Below are 14,509 nucleotides of genomic sequence, written 5' to 3' on the forward strand. Positions count from 1 at the left end.
CCTCGTCGCGATGGAGGTGCTGCCTGTTCCCACTGAACGGCACCCTCGGTGGCGGCTCCCATGCCAAGCGGCTCTGACCCACTTCCTGTGGTCTCAGTTCCCCGATACCAGCATGAGCTGTTCACCGAGGGCCACGGCCGGGCCACCGCTTGCCTCCCCGCCGAAGTGCCGCTGCCGCCGGGAGCCCCGGCCGCCGTACGAGAGATCCAGCTGCCCCGGCACAGGCCGTCGTCGCCTCCCATTCCGGTCCGCACGACGACCTCGACCTCACCTGCGCCGGCCTCGGATCCTCCGTCTCCCGCGACGGCCTGCGCTCCCAGGGCCTCGCCGAGGAGACTTGTCTCGTCGGGCCGAGCGATACCGACCAGGCCGATCACCGGCGCACCGTCGTCGTATGGCCGGTCGCCTCAGACCCGGCCGCACAAGGGGTCACAGGGCGCGGGTCGGCTGATCCGTCCGCACAGCCTTCTGCAAGAGTGCGCGGATTGCCGGGACACCGGCGGGCACGCCGTGCGTCGAACCGCGAGCTACGCATTCACGATCTGGAGAATGCGACGCACGGTTACCACCGGATGCGAGCCAGCGCCGAACGAACGGTGTATTCAGGGCGGTTGAGGTTACTGACGTGCTGGCGAGAGACGGCCGTCGAAGGCGATGTCGAAGACGTTCACCACTGTCTCCCAGCGGCTGGTCCAGCATCCCGATGCCCGCACGATCAGTGGCATTTGCGGCCGTGGCACGTGGGCCTGGTCGCTATCGGGGTGTGCTGGGTGGTGGTGGACTTCCTCTTTCCTGTGGTGTCGCCCTTCTGGCGGGGAGGCGTGGACGGAGACGGAGAAGCGCCGGGTTCGTCGGTGCCCCGGCCGAGGGGGGCGGCGGTGGGAAAGGCAGCGTCGGGCAGGCCTGCGAGCGCTGCGCGCATGTACCGGGTCCAGATCTCGGTGGGGATGTCGCCGCCGAACACCTTTTGCAGGCCACCGACGCCTATCAGGGATTGCAATTGCGGGTGTTTCGGGTCCTCTCGGAAGAGGACGACGGAGGTGGCCAGTTGAGGGGTGTAGCCGACGAACCAGGCCGATCGGTAGTCGTCGGTGGTGCCCGTCTTGCCTGCCGCGGTCCGGCCAAGAGCCTGGGCCTTGGTGCCGGTGCCCCGGGCGATGACGTCTCTCAGCACGTCGGTCACGTTGTCGGCGACCGCCGCCGGCAGGGCCCGCACGGGGGCGGGGGCGGTGAAGCCGGGCCGTGCCGAACCGTTGTGGGTCACCTTGACCACCGAGTACGGCGTGGTCTGCATCCCGCTGACGGCGAATGTCGCGTAGACACCTGCCATCCGAATCGCACTCGGCGTCGAGGTACCGATGTAGAAGCCGGCGCTCGGGGCAGCGAGGCTTCCCGAGCGGAGGCCGAGCTCCTGCGCCGTCTTCGCCACCTTCCCGTAGCCGACGTACTCCCCCAACTGCACGTAAGGCGTGTTGACCGACTGCTCCATCGCCTTGCGCAGGGAGATGTAACCCCAGCGGACGTCTGTGTCGTTGTGCTGGTGGAGGAGTCCGGTGGGGTCCTTGTCATCCGTGACGAAGTCGCCCTGCTGGTCCTTGATCTTGATGCCGTCGTCACCGTTGAACTTGCTGGCCGGGGTGATCGGCTGCGCAGGCGCGCCGGGTTTGAGTACGGCGCCGTGCTGGAGCGCGGCCGCCAGGACGATCGGTTTGAAGGTCGATCCCACCGGGACGCCTGAGGTGTCGGCGTTGTCCGAGTAGTGGGCGTGACCGTAACCGGGACCACCGTAGACAGCAAGGATTCTGCCGGTTTCGGGATCCACCGAGGCGCCTCCGACCTGGACGTCACGGTCGACCAATCGGTGTGCGGGGTCGAGGCGTTCCTTGCGGACCCGTTCGACGGCCCGCGTCAGTGCCGCGGTCTTCTTCCTGTCGAAGGTGGTGTGGATCTGGTAACCGCCTCGGCTCAGGCTGCTGTCGGTGATGCTCGGATCGTGCGCTTCGGCATACGACTTCGCCAGTTGCACCAGGTAGCCGACCTGGCCGGTGAATGCCGAACCGGGGGCCCACGCCCTCGGCGTGGGGAAGCCGGCCGCCGCATATCGAGCGCGCTGGCCCGGCGTCAGCCTGCCCGTCGTCACCATCCGGTCGAGCACCCAGGACCAGCGCGCCTCCGCCGTCGCCCTGGCCGTGGGGTCGGAGTTCGCAGCCTGAAAGAGGCTCGGCTGGTTGACCGCTGCGGCAAGAAAGGCCCCCTGGCTCACATTGAGCTTCTGCACCGGGAGGTCGTAGTACATGCGGGCCGCGGCCTGGATGCCGTTGGCCTGACGGCCGAAGAAGCACGTATTGAGATACCCCTGGAGGATCTCCTGCTTCGACATGACGGCACCGATCTTGGATGAGATCAGCAGTTCCTTGAACTTACGCGAGACCGTCTGCGACTGATCGAGGTAGGTGTTCTTGACGAACTGCTGGGTGATCGTCGATCCGGACTGGACTTCATCGCCCTCGGCCATGTGGAGGAGGGCGCGGGCGATGCCTTGCGGATCGATGCCCGGGTCTGTGTAGAAGGACGCGTTCTCCGCGGCGATGAAGTCCCACTGCACGTCCTTGGGCACCTGCGCGAGAGGCACGTTCTGCCGGTTGACGCTGCCGTCCGTCGCCAAGACGGTGCCGTCGGACCAGTAGTAGACGTTGTTCTGCAGCAGCGTCGAAGGGTTGGGTTCGGGGATGGTGACCGTGGCGTAGGCATAGCCGACGGCCGCTGCCGCGCCGGCGAAGCAGAGCAGGAACAGCGACAGCAACTGACGCAGCGACGGCAGCCAGCGGCGCGGGCCCGTCATGCCGTGCCGCGGGTAGTCGATCCACTGCTTCTTCTGCGGCGGTCTCCGGGCACGGCGTGCCGTGGCCGCTTTGGCAGCCGGAGCACCATGCCGCGAGGCCTGTGGGCCCCTGGTCTGTTCGCCGGCACGGTTGCCGACTCTGGAGCGTTGCGGCGGTCGGCGCCGGTGTCCACTCATGTGCTCGGATCCCTCTCCTGTCCTGGGCGACTGGCACAGTCCGCCAGGAATAAGAGAGCCAACTCGGCCGAAAGTGTCACACCTACGCCCCTGAGAAACGGAACAACTCAGGCAAAGGCGAGATTGCGCCGGTCCGAAGCGGTCAGGACACGGGCCGGTGGAGGGTCGCAGGACCGATGACACGCGCACCGAAGGTGCTTCGGAGGCGGTCGACGGCCTGCTCCGCCACCAGGCGGTCCTCGCGAGCGTCACGGCCGGTGTTGGCCCAGCAGTCGTTGCCGGCGTACCTCACGGTGACGGTCACGGCGCTGGGTGCCTGGCCCCGCCGGCGCAGCCAGATGCCGAGCTGAACGGCCAGCTCGGGCAGCGCGGCGCGCACCACGCCGCCGTCCAGGGCGCGCCGCAGGAGCCCAAAGGTGGAACGGCGTCTCGCCGGCGCGTACTCACTGGCCAGAGCGACCGCGCTCGAGATCGCGGCACCGAGTCCGCCGCCGGTCAAGAACCGCAGGACGAGCAGTTGTGGCGCACTGTTCGCGATGGCGCACAGCAGCGTCAGGACGCCGAACCAGGCGACGGAACAGATGATGAGCCTGCGGTGGCCGGTTCGGCCGGACAGGGGCGCCAGCAGGAGATAGCCGGCCATGAGACCGCCGACCGAAGCCGAGAAGATCGAGCCGAGGGCGGAGGCGGTCAGGTGCCATTCCCGGGCGACGACCGGGCGGCGTAGCTCATCGCCTGGGTGTCCAGGCCGTCGAGGAACATCACCGAGCCGGTCATGGCCAGGAGCAGGTAATGGAACCTGCCGACGGATCGCTGCTCGATCAGAGCGCCGAGACGCACCGAGGCGTCGCGTGGAACCTGTGGGGACACGGTGAATCCCACCTTTCACTAGTAGCGGAGGGCCGGGTCGGCCAGGCGCGCGGGGACTGCGCGAAGGGGGAAGGGGAGAAGGAGGAACGACAAGAGGGCCGTGGGCGCACCGGGGCGGGCGTGGGGCGGCCCGCGGTGTGGTCCGGGGCACGGGTGCGGCCGGTGGCCGCCAGGCGGTCGGCCGATGTGTGCCGTCACGGGTACGGGGAGGGGATGGCACGCAGACGATCACGTGGACGATAACGACGGGGCCTGAAGCCCCTTACTCTGCGTCGTCTCCGTGGAAGGTCGCGAAGGACGCGACGGACTCGCGCGGCATGCGCAGCTGGTTCAGGGGGTGCTCGGGGTCGGCGTACCCGAGGGCGAGTCCGCAGACGATCAGCTGGTCGTCGGGGATCAGCAGGTGCCGGCGCAGGACCGGCGAGAAGTCGATGAGCGATGCCTGGGGACAGCTGTCCAGACCGTCGCCGCGCGCCGCGAGCATCAGGGCCTGCAGGAACAGGCCCGCGTCGACGAGGGCGCTCTGCTGCGGATGACGGCTGGTCGTGAGGACGATACCGACCGGCGCACCGAAGAAGTCGTAGTTGCGCCGGTGATGGACGAGACGTGCGGTGGTGTCTTCGGCGCTGATCCCGAGCACGTCGCGGTAGAGGCTTTCTCCGAACCGGCGTCGGCGTGACCGGAACGGCTCGCGCCACCCGTCCTGCGGGGGCTGGTAGGTGTAGTCCCGACCCCGTCCCTCGTCCTCGCCGGCATGGGCATGCAGGAGGGCCGCGGTGAGTGAGCGTTTCGCCTCTCCGGTCACCACGTGGACCTGCCAGGGCTGGCAGTTGGAGTTGCTGGCGGACCGGGCGGCCAGTGCCAGGAGCCGCTCGACTGTGGACCGGGGCACGGGTGCCGGCAGGAACGCGCGCACGCTGCGGCGGCTGAGCAGAGCGTCCTCCACCGTGGCTGGTGCCGTCGTCGAGGCCGGTGCCGGGGGACGGTTCATGGTCGCTTCCATGGTCAGGCTGTAAGGAGGGCGGGGCCGGAGAAGGGGCGGGCGGCCGGCTGGGGAAGCGACGCGTTCGTCGTCCGGTGCCCGGCGGCTGGGCGGTGGATGGCTCCGGGCCACGGCGTCGTCCAGGTCACGCCGCGGCGAATCGGTTGCTGAGCGATCACCATCGCGAGCTCCTCGTGTTTGATCACATCACCACGCTCTGTGGTTCGCGTCACGCTAGAGGCCTGTTCCGTTACAGTCAAGCATTGTAAAGAAAGTGCTTCGGTGTCGTGCGCGCGGCGGCATCCCGGGGCGCCGGAAGGGACGGCGTGACTTCGCATAGGGTGCTGGTGCGGTGAGGGAGCCGATGCGCAACCCGGCTCCGGCTGGCCCGTATGTCGGGAAGGGATGAGATGGCGAGGGCGAAAGCGACGCATTCCGAGAGGCGGGCCGGGGAGAGCCGGGGGCGCCCGGCCACGGAGCCGACGGCGTCCGCCGGCGGACGGCCCCGGGACCCGGCGATCGAGGAGGCGATCATCCAGGCCACGCGCATGCGGCTGGCCCGCGATGGCTACGCGTCCATGACGATCGGAGACATCGTCGCGGACGCCGGCGTCACCCGGCCGACGCTGTACCGGCGCTGGGCGAACAAGTACGACCTCGTCATCGATGCCCTGGAGTACGGACTGCGCAAGCAGCGCGAGGCCTACCCTCCGCTGGACATGGACCAGCTGGATCCGCGCGAGGCACTCGTCGAGGCGGTCCGCCGCCTGGACCCCCGCTATCACAACGAGCAGGCCATGGCCTTGCACGGCAACTTCATGGCCGAGGTGGAGCGGGCCCCGGGCCTGCTGGAGCAGCTGCGGGAACACGGGGTGCAGCCCCGCTGCGATGAGCTGCTGATGACGCTCGTCTCGCTGCAGGCTCGCGGCGCGGTGCGTGAGGACGTGGACCTGGACATGATCGTCACCCTGTGCTTTGGCAGCTATTTCGCCGACTACCTCAGGACCGGGCGGCTCGTGCCGGCCGACCTCGCCGAGCGCGTCGTCGGGGCGATCTGGCCCGCGCTCGCCGTGAACGGCGAAGACGGCACCACCTGAAAGACCTTCGGTGCCGATCTACCGATCGGCACCTACTCACCTTTCGTTACAGCTATTGACTGTAATGAAAGCGCGAGGCAAGGTTCTCGAGTCAGACCCTGTGGCGACACGAGAGGACCCGCGCATGAGCAACGACAGCCGCAAGGCATTGATCGAGCGCAGCATCCCGTTCCTGTCCGAGGTGAGGAACCGTACGGCGGGCAAGGACCTGGAGAGCTGGCTGAACACAACCTACGGCCCCGGCAGCGAGCTGTACCGGGACTTGGCCCGCCTGATCAAGATCGGTGTCCTGGATGAGGGCTGGGCAGCGAACATCGAGGTCGACGGCCCCCGTTACCGCCGCAGCCTCATCGCCGAACCGACGGACGAGAGCCACTACTTCAGCATCACCGCGGTCTACATGGACAGCGTCGAGCGCTACCGGGGCCAGTACCATGCCCACCCCTATGGCGAACTGAACCTGGTGGTCCCCGTCGACGCCGACGCCGAACTGGCCGGCCCGAACGGCTGGCAGGGGCCGGGCTGGACGGCACCCGCCCCAGGAAGCCACCACTACCCCGAGGTCCGCGGAGGAGCGCTGATCGCTCTCTTCTACCTTCCCGCCGGACGGATCTCCTACGACATTCGTCCCTCCCGCTCTGCCCGTGTGACCGCATAGGACGATCCAGGAAGACGTCCTACGGCCCTGGGGCCGGTCGCGACGCGATGAGCAGAGGAGCCCACGCCAGGTGCACGACGCCGGTGTGGCAGAGGGCGATTGAGGACCGACCGAACAGTCCGAGGTGCAGCGCGGAGCAGCCGCATCGACCTCCGCACCACCAACCCGGTACTCAGGTGGTACGCCCGGCTCACCGAGCACGACAAAACGGCCTCGGAAGGCTGCGGGACGCCGCACCGGCAGGTGTTCATAGGTCGGTCGCCACGACGTCGAAATCAGGCAAGCGCGACGTCGTGGGCGTGTCGAGACTCTGCGCCGCCCAAATGACCTTGCCGTTCCTTGTGTATCGATTGCCCCACCGGCCGGAGAGCCGTGCGACCAGGAGCAGTCCACGACCCCCTTCGACGGTGGTACGTGCGTGACGTAGGTGGGGCGAGGTGCTGCTGGCGTCCCCGTCCGCAGATCAGGACGCCCTGCCGGATCAGTCGCAAGCGGATGGGATCGGAGCCGTATCGGATGGCGTTGGTGACCAGCTCGTTGACAGTCAGCTCCGTGGTGAACGCAAGGTCGTCCAGCCGCCAGCCCTGGAGCCGACGGGTCGTCAGCTCGCGGGCCATGGCCACGAAAGCCGGGTCACCCGGTACGTCCCAGGAAGCGACCTGGTCGTAAACCCAAGGCCTGGGTCCGCGCCAATACCCCGGCGCATAGACACTGCCGCCCGGCGCCCGCCCATCCGTGCCCCATCCGGTCGGGTCGGAGGCGTTGGTGGATCCCGGCGTGGCAGCCGCATTACGCAGCCCTGCCTGACGGCGGACACGCTTCCATCAGCGATCAACAGGTGCCGCCGGGACTGGCGACAGCACCTCCGGATCACGAAAGACTGCGTACGAAGAGTTCGTAGTTCCCCTCGCGTTGTGCTGTCTCCAATCACTCGGCAACCGCCGCCTCAGCCCCGGTAATGCGGATCCGCAACCGTCCAGCCCTGCAGCTGCCATTCGCACCGGCGTCCCGCCCTTCACCAAGGTTCTCAGCGGCGCTGCCTGCAGTCCCGCGTCGGCCCGGGACGAGAGGTCGCCGCGCGAGGACCCGTGGCAGTCCGTTCCTTGAGGGTCCTATGGCGAACCAAGATCATTGAGGAGATCTTGTGTCTGGACATCGAGGACCTAGATGTACTGACCCGTGAGGTTGGGGACGCGGCTAGCTGGTGGTAGCCCCGTCAGGGCGGTGTGTCTCCGATGATGGTTGTAGTGGTGCAGCCAGATGGGGAATGCGCCGCTCCTGCTCGCTGAAGTAGGGCTTGGTGTAGGCCCATTCGTCGAGGAGGGTGCGGTTGGAGCGTTCGACCTTCCCATTGGTCTGCGGGCGGTATGGGCGGGTGCGCTGTGGGCGATCCCGGCATCAGCCAAGATGTTGGCCCAGACGCGGGAGCGGTAGCAGGAGCCGTTGTCGGTCAGGACGCGTTTGACGGTGATCCCGGCCTGACCGAAGAAGCTCTGTGCGCGCGTCCAGAACGCGGCGGCGGTCCCCTTCTTCTCGTCGGCGAGGATTTCGCTGTAGGCCAGGCGCGAAGCGGTCGGCCCACCGTTTCGCTGTGGTGGGTGAGACTTGGAAGCGTTCGGCGGCGCGGCGTAGTGGCCAATGGGCGTCGACCACGCACTGCGCCAGGCGCAGGCGGCCGGTTTCGGTCAGGGGTGCGTTGCGGTGGACCATGTAGGTCTTTCTGGCTCGGAGGATGACAATGGCCGGGTGCACGAGTGATGTCTCGTGCACCCGGCCATGAGCGGACGTGTCCGCGTGACCTCGGGCAAGGGCAGTCTGCGGCGGCTCCTCAGTTGTTGGTCAGGACGATGCGCTGACTGGGCGAGACGTTCATGCCCCAGGCTTCGTCGACCTGCCGCAGCGGCAGGGCCACCGACTCACCGGTCAGCGCGCCGGTACTGATCTCGTGGGCGAGCGCGGGCAGTTCGGCCAGGATGACGTGGGTGCCTACGGAACCCTGGCCGCTCCCGAGAAGGTTGAGATTGCCTGCGCGCAGGAAGGCGGAGGGCAGGTTGATCTCCTGGCCGGCCATGGAACCAATCTGGACCCAGTGCAGTGCCTTTGATCGGTCGGTGCGGGCCTTGAGGATCGCCGGGATGGCCTGTTCGGTGGGCTGGCCCCACAGGTAGTCGAGGACGACGTCGATGTCTCCGGCTTCGCGGCCGAGCGTGGTCGCGGTCTCGTCGTCGCCGTTGAGCGGGATGACCGCGTCGGCGCCGAGGTCCTTGAGGAGTTGCAGGCGCTCGTGGGAGCGGCCCGCTCCCACGACGCGGTCGGCGCCGAGGAGTTTGGCGATCTGCACGGCGAGGCGACCGGCGTTGCCGGTGGCGCCCATCACCAGCACGCTGGCGCCGGGCTGGAAGTTCAGCCGTCTGCGCAGCGCCACCCAGGACGACATGCCGGGGTTCATTGCCGCCGCGACCGCGAGGAAATCGGTGTCCGCGGGCAGCGTGATGGCACGTCGGCGGTCGACGACGGCCTTCTCGGCCATGGTGCCCACGGCGCCGTCGGGGGCGACGAAGTACAGGAGCTCTCCGTCGTTGGTGCGGCCCACGGCATCGATGCCGGGGACCATGGGCAGCGAGCCGTCGGAGGTGTAGTGGGAGCCGTCGGCGGCGGACCGCACACGCGGGTGCAGCCCGGCGGCCACCAGTTCGACGAGGATCTCGTGCTCGCCCTGCGGGGAGGGGGTCTGGAACGTCTCGAAGCGAGGCGGGGCGTCGAAGGATCGGACAACGGCCGCATACATACGCGTCTCCCATCGGGGCCGGCATGGTGAGCCGGCCACGGGTCCGACACACCTCTTTAGTTTGCGCCACGTACTAAAATTGAAGATAGTACGTGCCGCACACTAAGTCAAATGGGTGTTTTGCCTGACCAGCGCGGCTGCGGCGGTTGCGCGACGCCGCACGTCGCGCGCCCGAGTCAGGAGGCGTCGTGGGAGGTGAGGATCTCGGAGATGCTGCTCACCAGCCGCTGGCGGGTGCGGTCCGACAGGGGGGCGACGAGCCCGTTGATCTCCCGCTCGATGTCGCGCGCGCAGAAGTTGACGATGGCTCGGCCGTGGGCGGTGAGGCTGACGGTAACGGACCGCCCGTCGCGAAGGTCCCTGGCTCGCTGGACAAGGTCGCGCTTTTCCGCGCGGGAAACGAGCCCGGTGGTGGATGACTTGTCCAGCCCGAGGTGGCCGGCCAGGGCGAGCATGCTTGGTTCGCGGTCGCGCAGCACACCCAGCATCCGGATCTGCACCACGGACAGGTCGTGCTCCGCGCCGATTCTGCCGAGGATTTGGTGCACGCGGAAGGACAGCTGAACGAGCGCGTCGACTGTGGCGTTCGCGGGGATGACCTCGGTTTCGTGCGCCGCCGGTTGTGTGCTGTTCATGCAGTCATTGTATCGAGTAGTGCGTGGCGCAAACTACTTCGCGGCGAGCCCGACGCCGCCCCAATCCGTCTCGGGATAGCGGCGAGCGACACCGCCGTTCCGTCAGGACGCCTGTCGACTGAGCCCATCGCCAACCTCCGTCGACAGAACACCTAGACCTGACCGGTCGGCGCACGTTGGTGAAGGCGAAGGACGCTCGGCCAAAACCCGCCGCCGGGGCCAGTCGCGAGGACTTCGTACTGGAGACCGTCTACTGGGATGCCGGTACTGCGCGCCTGCTTCCCCGCCTGCTCAAGGGCCGCACTCGCGGGCCGGTGTTGTCACACACCTGCGCGCGGGCCCCGGCAAGGTCGCCAGCGCCCACGACGTCTGCCCGACACCGGACTGGCCCGCCCCTCGTACGGCCAGGCGCGTGCCCCACTGGACGAGCACACCACGCTGCGCGGACCGGGAACGGGCTGGGACCTGCACGGGTACCGCCTTTCACCCTGACCCACCTCGGTGAGCATGGTGTCTCGCTACTCATGCTGATGGCGAAGTCCCAGCACAGGAAGCCGGAGAACGTCCGCCGCTACATCAAGCCGTCCCCGGAGGCGATGGCCGAGATCACCAGCGTGCTCGCGCCCGGGAACGCCCGCCGCCGATGCGCAACTGCGCCGGGTCGACTGCTCAATGGCTTCCGATTCCATCGTCAGCCCTGCTGGCCTGGCATCGTGTTCGGGGACACACGGGCACTCGAAGGTCGCGCGCCCGCGTCGGCTTGTTAAGCGGGCGCGGGCGCAGGACGGGGCTGGTCAGGCGTTGAACGCCTTCGCCAGGAAGTCGAACGCCTGGGTGATGGCGGCCTCGGCGGCGCTGGTGCCGCGCAGGGCGTTGAGCATGACGAAGTCGTGGATGATGGCTTGGTAGCGGGCGGCGGTCACCAGAACGCCGGCCTGGCGGAGCTTGTTGGCGTATGCCTCGCCCTCATCACGCAGGACGTCGGCTTCACCGGTGATGACCAGCGCCTGGGGAAGGCCGGCGAGCTGCTCGGTGGTGGCGCGCAGCGGGGAAGCGGTGATCTCGGCGCGCTGGGTGGGGTCGGTTGTGTACTGGTCCCAGAACCACTGCATGGCATCGCGGCGCAAGTAGTAGCCCTCGGCGAACTGGCGGTACGACGGAGTGTCGAAGCTGGCGTCGGTGACCGGGTAGAAGAGCACCTGGGCGAGGAGCGGGACGCCGCCACGCTCCTTGGCCATGAGGGTGAGGGCAGCGGTCATGTTGCCGCCGGCGCTGTCGCCGGCGACGGCGATGCGGGAGGCGTCGAGCCCCTTGCTCGCGCCGTCGGTGACGACCCAGCGGGCGACGGTGAAGTTCTGCTCGATCGCGACCGGGTAGCGGGCCTCCGGAGAGAGGTCGTACTCGGGGAAGACCACGGCGGCGTTGGCGCCGACGGCAAGCTCGCGCACCAGGCGGTCGTGGGTGTGGGCGTTGCCGAAGACCCAGCCGCCGCCGTGGATGTAGACGATGACGGGCAGCGGGCCGGCAGTACCGGTCGGCTTGACGATCCGGGTCCGGACCGAGCCGGTCGGCCCGCCGGCCACCTCGATCCACTCCTCATCGACCGCCGCCTTGGCGATCTCGGCCGATTGGACCTCGTCGAGCGTCTTGCGGCCCTCCACCGGGCCGAGGTCGAACGGATACGGCGGATTGGTGGTCGCGGCGGCGAACTCGGCCGCGGCCTGCTCCAACACCGGCGTGGTCGGGACGTATTCGGACATGGCAGATCTCCTCGGGTGAATCCTGTTCGATGACTGTTGTGGGCTGTGCGGCGCTGTGGGCGTGGCTGTCAGGTGCCTGGTGCGCTGGCCGTTGGAAGTGGCGGCCTTGCGGCCGTCCGGCTGCGTCGAACACCGCGACGGGGTCGAGGTAGTCGCGCCAGTGGATCACCTTGCGATCCTCGACGGTCACGACCGAGACGAAGCAGTTGTCGTAGAGCCAGCCTGTCTGACCGACGTGCCGTGCACTTCGTACTCCAGAACCACAACGGAGATCCCAGGGTCACGGTGGACAGGAAGGTAGTCCGCGCTGTGGAGCTTCACGTGGTCGTCGTAGTCGCTGTAGAGGTCGATGATTCCCTGCCGTCCCCCGACCTGCTTGGGGTACCCCGGAACGGAGATCACGTATTGGAATCCCACGTCCTCGGCGAGGTCGAAGTAGTCATCGCCGTCGACCATGCCGTCCAGGCCCTCCTTGAGGATGCGGAAGAAGGGGCTGTTCGCCCCGAAGGGGGCATTGTCGCCAACGGTCTTGCTCATGACGCCTCCAGCGTCCAGGCGCGGGCGTTGCGCTCGGCGAACTTGCGGAAGGTGGTGGCCGCGCGGCCGGTGACCGTCTCGATGTCGCCGGTGGGCGTGGAGCCGTTGCCGGTGACGATGGCGCCGGTGAACCAGAGCAGCATGATCGTGTAGTCGGCGGGGACGCCCGCTGCGAGCGCGCCGTTGATCCATGCCTCCTGGTCAATGTCGTTGTCAAAGCCGGGGCGGCCGCTTACCGAGGCGATGGTGTCGGCGACCTCGCGGAAGGCGAGGGCCTGCGGGCCGGTGAGCGAGTAGGTGGCCCCAGAGTGGGCTTCGGGATCCAGCAGCGTCGGGGAGCGTGCCGCAGCGGCTCGTTGCGCGCGGCACGTGGTCGACGACCCACTCGCGGCCACGGCCTTGCAAGGCCGCTCCCCTTGGCGCGGGCGCCGATCCCGCAGGGCGAGGGTAGTCCCGGCGGTAGCGTGATCGGCGCCCTCACCTGATCCAATGATCAGTCGGTCAAGATGTGCGCATGAGGGGCGGTGGGGCCGTTCTTGATGCCGGTGGGGGCCTTGTGTCGTGCGCCGTCACGTGATCTGGGATCGGGGCTCCCGCTCCCCGTCGCCCAGCCGGAGGGACCCGGTGAGGTTGAAGGCTCGTCTCACCGGGACGCCGGTGTCAGGAGACAGGCTGAACCCCCGGGAACGGCGTGGCCCTGGCGGAGGGCTCCGACCGTGTCCCGGGCATCACCGCCTCGGACTGGGTGAGCGGCTCCGACGCCGTGGTAGTCGTGTGGTCGTGACCCCGCTGAGGTTGATCGTCGCCGTCGGTGTGGTGGATGTGCGTGCGTGGACGGGGAAGCGCCGGTGCCCGAGCCGACGGCGTCCGACAGCGACCCGAGCGAGGATTGTTCGAGCTTGTGCAGCTCACGTCCTGCCACGGAGACGCTTCGGCGAGGAGCCGGCGCCGCCACGTCATGGTGTTCGACCAGGCACCGGCGATCCTCCTCGTGCACGCCCTCCTTCGGGCGCTGAGACAGGACCTCGATCACCGGGACGACGAAGAGGGTGGGCTGTCGCCATTCCTGAACGCGAATACCACTTCAGGCGCGGCCTCCCAACGCCCGGGCAGGTGAGCGGCGCGAGTCGATCCGGCCGGTCAGCCCCAGCTCTTCAGCGTCTCGGCGACCTGGCGTACGTCGCGGCGTCCCTCGACGACGTCGATGACCAACGCGATCGCCTCCTGGCTGCCGGCCTTGATCTGGATGCCGCTGGCGTGGAGATAGGCGTAGGCGACCTGGGCGGCGAACAGCTCGTTCGAGTGCTCGAGGGCAGGAATCCGGGCGAGGGCGTGCAGGAGCGCGGCGGCTCGATGGTGTGCGGCTGGGTAGACCAGAGTGCCCATGACCTCGTGGCGGTGGCGGGCGACGGCGGCGGCCAACGCGCCGTAGTCCGTGATGTCGGGATCGCCGGGCACGAGGTTCTGCGCGACATCCAGCAGCCAGCGCTCGTCGATGAGCACCACAGGGGGCATCAGGCGGCGTGGCTGCTGGGGCCGGTCCCGAAGCGGTCGGCGAAGGCCTGCCCATGCTCCTGAGCGAAAGCCCGGGCACCCTCAAGGAACCGGGTGTGCGCAAGGTCGTCGGTCAGCCGCCGGCTCGCGTACTGGTCCGGGTCCTCGTGACCCTCGGCCGCGCGACGCTGCAGCTCCTCGTACGTCTCATCATCAATTTCGATGCGGATCTCCTTGCCCATGCACCCACGGTAGCGGGCCCCGGCCACCGGTGGGAAGGAATCTCATTTTGGGCCATGCTGGCGAGCGAGCACGAGGTCCCGGACACGGTCGTCGATTTCGTGCGTCGCGCGGCGGACCTGCCGGAGGGCACGGTGCCGAGGGCCGCCAACCGTACGGCGGAGCGGCAGCGCACCGCCGTACGGCAGCGGACGGGCCTGTCGTACGACAAGGCGAAGGCCCGGAAGGTCGCCGAGGCGGTGATACGGAGCGAGGCGGTGCCGAAGAACCGTCCGGCGGACCTGATCAACATCGCGCTGGAGAAGGTCGTGGAGGCCGGGCTGGAGCTGCCGGGCTTCACCACGCTGGACGCGCTCGCGGCGAAGGTCCGCACCGAGGTGAACGCCTCGATCTGCGCGGGCACTTGCGGAGCAGCTCAGTGAGGCCCAC

At 68.4% G+C, this 14,509-nt stretch carries 14 protein-coding genes and 3 pseudogenes; 4 read left to right on the plus strand and 13 right to left on the minus strand.

The features are described 5' to 3' along the window. Positions 1 to 715 precede the first annotated feature (715 nt). From ACIBN2_RS44365 to ACIBN2_RS44380, 4 genes are all read right to left on the minus strand, one after another. Positions 716 to 3,202, minus strand: coding sequence for a transglycosylase domain-containing protein (locus ACIBN2_RS44365; RefSeq protein WP_399143465.1), 2,487 nt, complete (start codon positions 3,200 to 3,202; stop codon positions 716 to 718). Continuing rightward, a complete protein-coding gene (locus tag ACIBN2_RS44370; RefSeq protein WP_399143524.1) occupies positions 3,162 to 3,713 on the minus strand; it encodes an MFS transporter in 552 nt (183 codons plus the stop codon). The genes ACIBN2_RS44365 and ACIBN2_RS44370 overlap by 41 nt, the downstream gene beginning before the upstream one ends. Next, the gene (locus ACIBN2_RS44375) at positions 3,710 to 3,889 is read right to left on the minus strand and encodes a hypothetical protein (RefSeq protein ID WP_399143527.1); all 180 of its coding nucleotides are present in this window, start codon (positions 3,887 to 3,889) and stop codon (positions 3,710 to 3,712) included. Before ACIBN2_RS44375 ends, ACIBN2_RS44370 begins: the two co-directional genes overlap by 4 nt. A 262-nt stretch (positions 3,890 to 4,151) precedes the next feature. Next, positions 4,152 to 4,880, minus strand: coding sequence for a nitroreductase (locus ACIBN2_RS44380; RefSeq protein WP_399143466.1), 729 nt, complete (start codon positions 4,878 to 4,880; stop codon positions 4,152 to 4,154). A 401-nt stretch (positions 4,881 to 5,281) separates the two neighbouring features. Here ACIBN2_RS44380 and ACIBN2_RS44385 point away from each other — a divergent pair, with 401 nt between their 5' ends. Further along, entirely contained in the window at positions 5,282 to 5,968 is a 687-nt protein-coding gene (locus ACIBN2_RS44385) for a TetR/AcrR family transcriptional regulator (RefSeq protein WP_399143467.1), read from the plus strand. 124 nt (positions 5,969 to 6,092) lie between these two features. Further along, a complete protein-coding gene (locus ACIBN2_RS44390; RefSeq protein ID WP_399143468.1) occupies positions 6,093 to 6,626 on the plus strand; it encodes a DUF4863 family protein in 534 nt (177 codons plus the stop codon). A 247-nt stretch (positions 6,627 to 6,873) separates the two neighbouring features. Here the strand turns inward: ACIBN2_RS44390 and ACIBN2_RS44395 are convergent. From ACIBN2_RS44395 to ACIBN2_RS44410, 4 genes and pseudogenes are all read right to left on the minus strand, one after another. Continuing rightward, positions 6,874 to 7,322 (minus strand): annotated as a pseudogene (locus ACIBN2_RS44395) (ATP-binding protein); the annotation flags it as partial. Between the two features lie 467 nt (positions 7,323 to 7,789). After that, positions 7,790 to 8,194, minus strand: a pseudogene (locus tag ACIBN2_RS44400) (integrase core domain-containing protein); the annotation flags it as partial. 260 nt (positions 8,195 to 8,454) lie between these two features. After that, positions 8,455 to 9,414: a zinc-binding alcohol dehydrogenase family protein gene (locus tag ACIBN2_RS44405; RefSeq protein WP_399143469.1), complete on the minus strand. Its 960-nt coding sequence runs from the start codon at positions 9,412 to 9,414 to the stop codon at positions 8,455 to 8,457. Positions 9,415 to 9,590: 176 nt separating this feature from the next. Further along, the gene (locus ACIBN2_RS44410) at positions 9,591 to 10,049 is read right to left on the minus strand and encodes a MarR family winged helix-turn-helix transcriptional regulator (protein WP_399143470.1); all 459 of its coding nucleotides are present in this window, start codon (positions 10,047 to 10,049) and stop codon (positions 9,591 to 9,593) included. 146 nt (positions 10,050 to 10,195) lie between these two features. Between ACIBN2_RS44410 and ACIBN2_RS44415 the strand changes: the two are divergent. After that, positions 10,196 to 10,690, plus strand: a pseudogene (locus tag ACIBN2_RS44415) (site-specific integrase); the annotation flags it as partial. 153 nt (positions 10,691 to 10,843) lie between these two features. Here ACIBN2_RS44415 and ACIBN2_RS44420 read toward each other — a convergent pair. From ACIBN2_RS44420 to ACIBN2_RS44440, 5 genes are all read right to left on the minus strand, one after another. Then, positions 10,844 to 11,809: an alpha/beta hydrolase gene (locus ACIBN2_RS44420; protein WP_399143471.1), complete on the minus strand. Its 966-nt coding sequence runs from the start codon at positions 11,807 to 11,809 to the stop codon at positions 10,844 to 10,846. Between the two features lie 186 nt (positions 11,810 to 11,995). Then, positions 11,996 to 12,346 carry a hypothetical protein gene (locus tag ACIBN2_RS44425; RefSeq protein ID WP_399143472.1) on the minus strand — a complete coding sequence of 117 codons (351 nt, stop codon included), beginning with the start codon at positions 12,344 to 12,346 and terminating at the stop codon, positions 11,996 to 11,998. Then, positions 12,343 to 12,741 carry a hypothetical protein gene (locus ACIBN2_RS44430; RefSeq protein WP_399143473.1) on the minus strand — a complete coding sequence of 133 codons (399 nt, stop codon included), beginning with the start codon at positions 12,739 to 12,741 and terminating at the stop codon, positions 12,343 to 12,345. Before ACIBN2_RS44430 ends, ACIBN2_RS44425 begins: the two co-directional genes overlap by 4 nt. Before the next feature lie 745 nt (positions 12,742 to 13,486). Beyond that, positions 13,487 to 13,861, minus strand: coding sequence for a fic family toxin-antitoxin system, toxin component (locus tag ACIBN2_RS44435; protein WP_399143474.1), 375 nt, complete (start codon positions 13,859 to 13,861; stop codon positions 13,487 to 13,489). Then, positions 13,861 to 14,082 carry a hypothetical protein gene (locus ACIBN2_RS44440; protein WP_399143475.1) on the minus strand — a complete coding sequence of 74 codons (222 nt, stop codon included), beginning with the start codon at positions 14,080 to 14,082 and terminating at the stop codon, positions 13,861 to 13,863. Before ACIBN2_RS44440 ends, ACIBN2_RS44435 begins: the two co-directional genes overlap by 1 nt. Positions 14,083 to 14,136: 54 nt before the next feature. Between ACIBN2_RS44440 and ACIBN2_RS44445 the strand changes: the two genes are divergently transcribed. Beyond that, positions 14,137 to 14,502 (plus strand): DUF4158 domain-containing protein, encoded by a 366-nt coding sequence (locus ACIBN2_RS44445; RefSeq protein ID WP_399143476.1) that lies wholly within the window; start codon positions 14,137 to 14,139, stop codon positions 14,500 to 14,502. The last annotated feature ends 7 nt before the right edge of the window (positions 14,503 to 14,509 follow it).

The organism is Streptomyces sp. NPDC050534, from assembly GCF_044457745.1.
Taxonomy (GTDB): domain Bacteria; phylum Actinomycetota; class Actinomycetes; order Streptomycetales; family Streptomycetaceae; genus Streptomyces.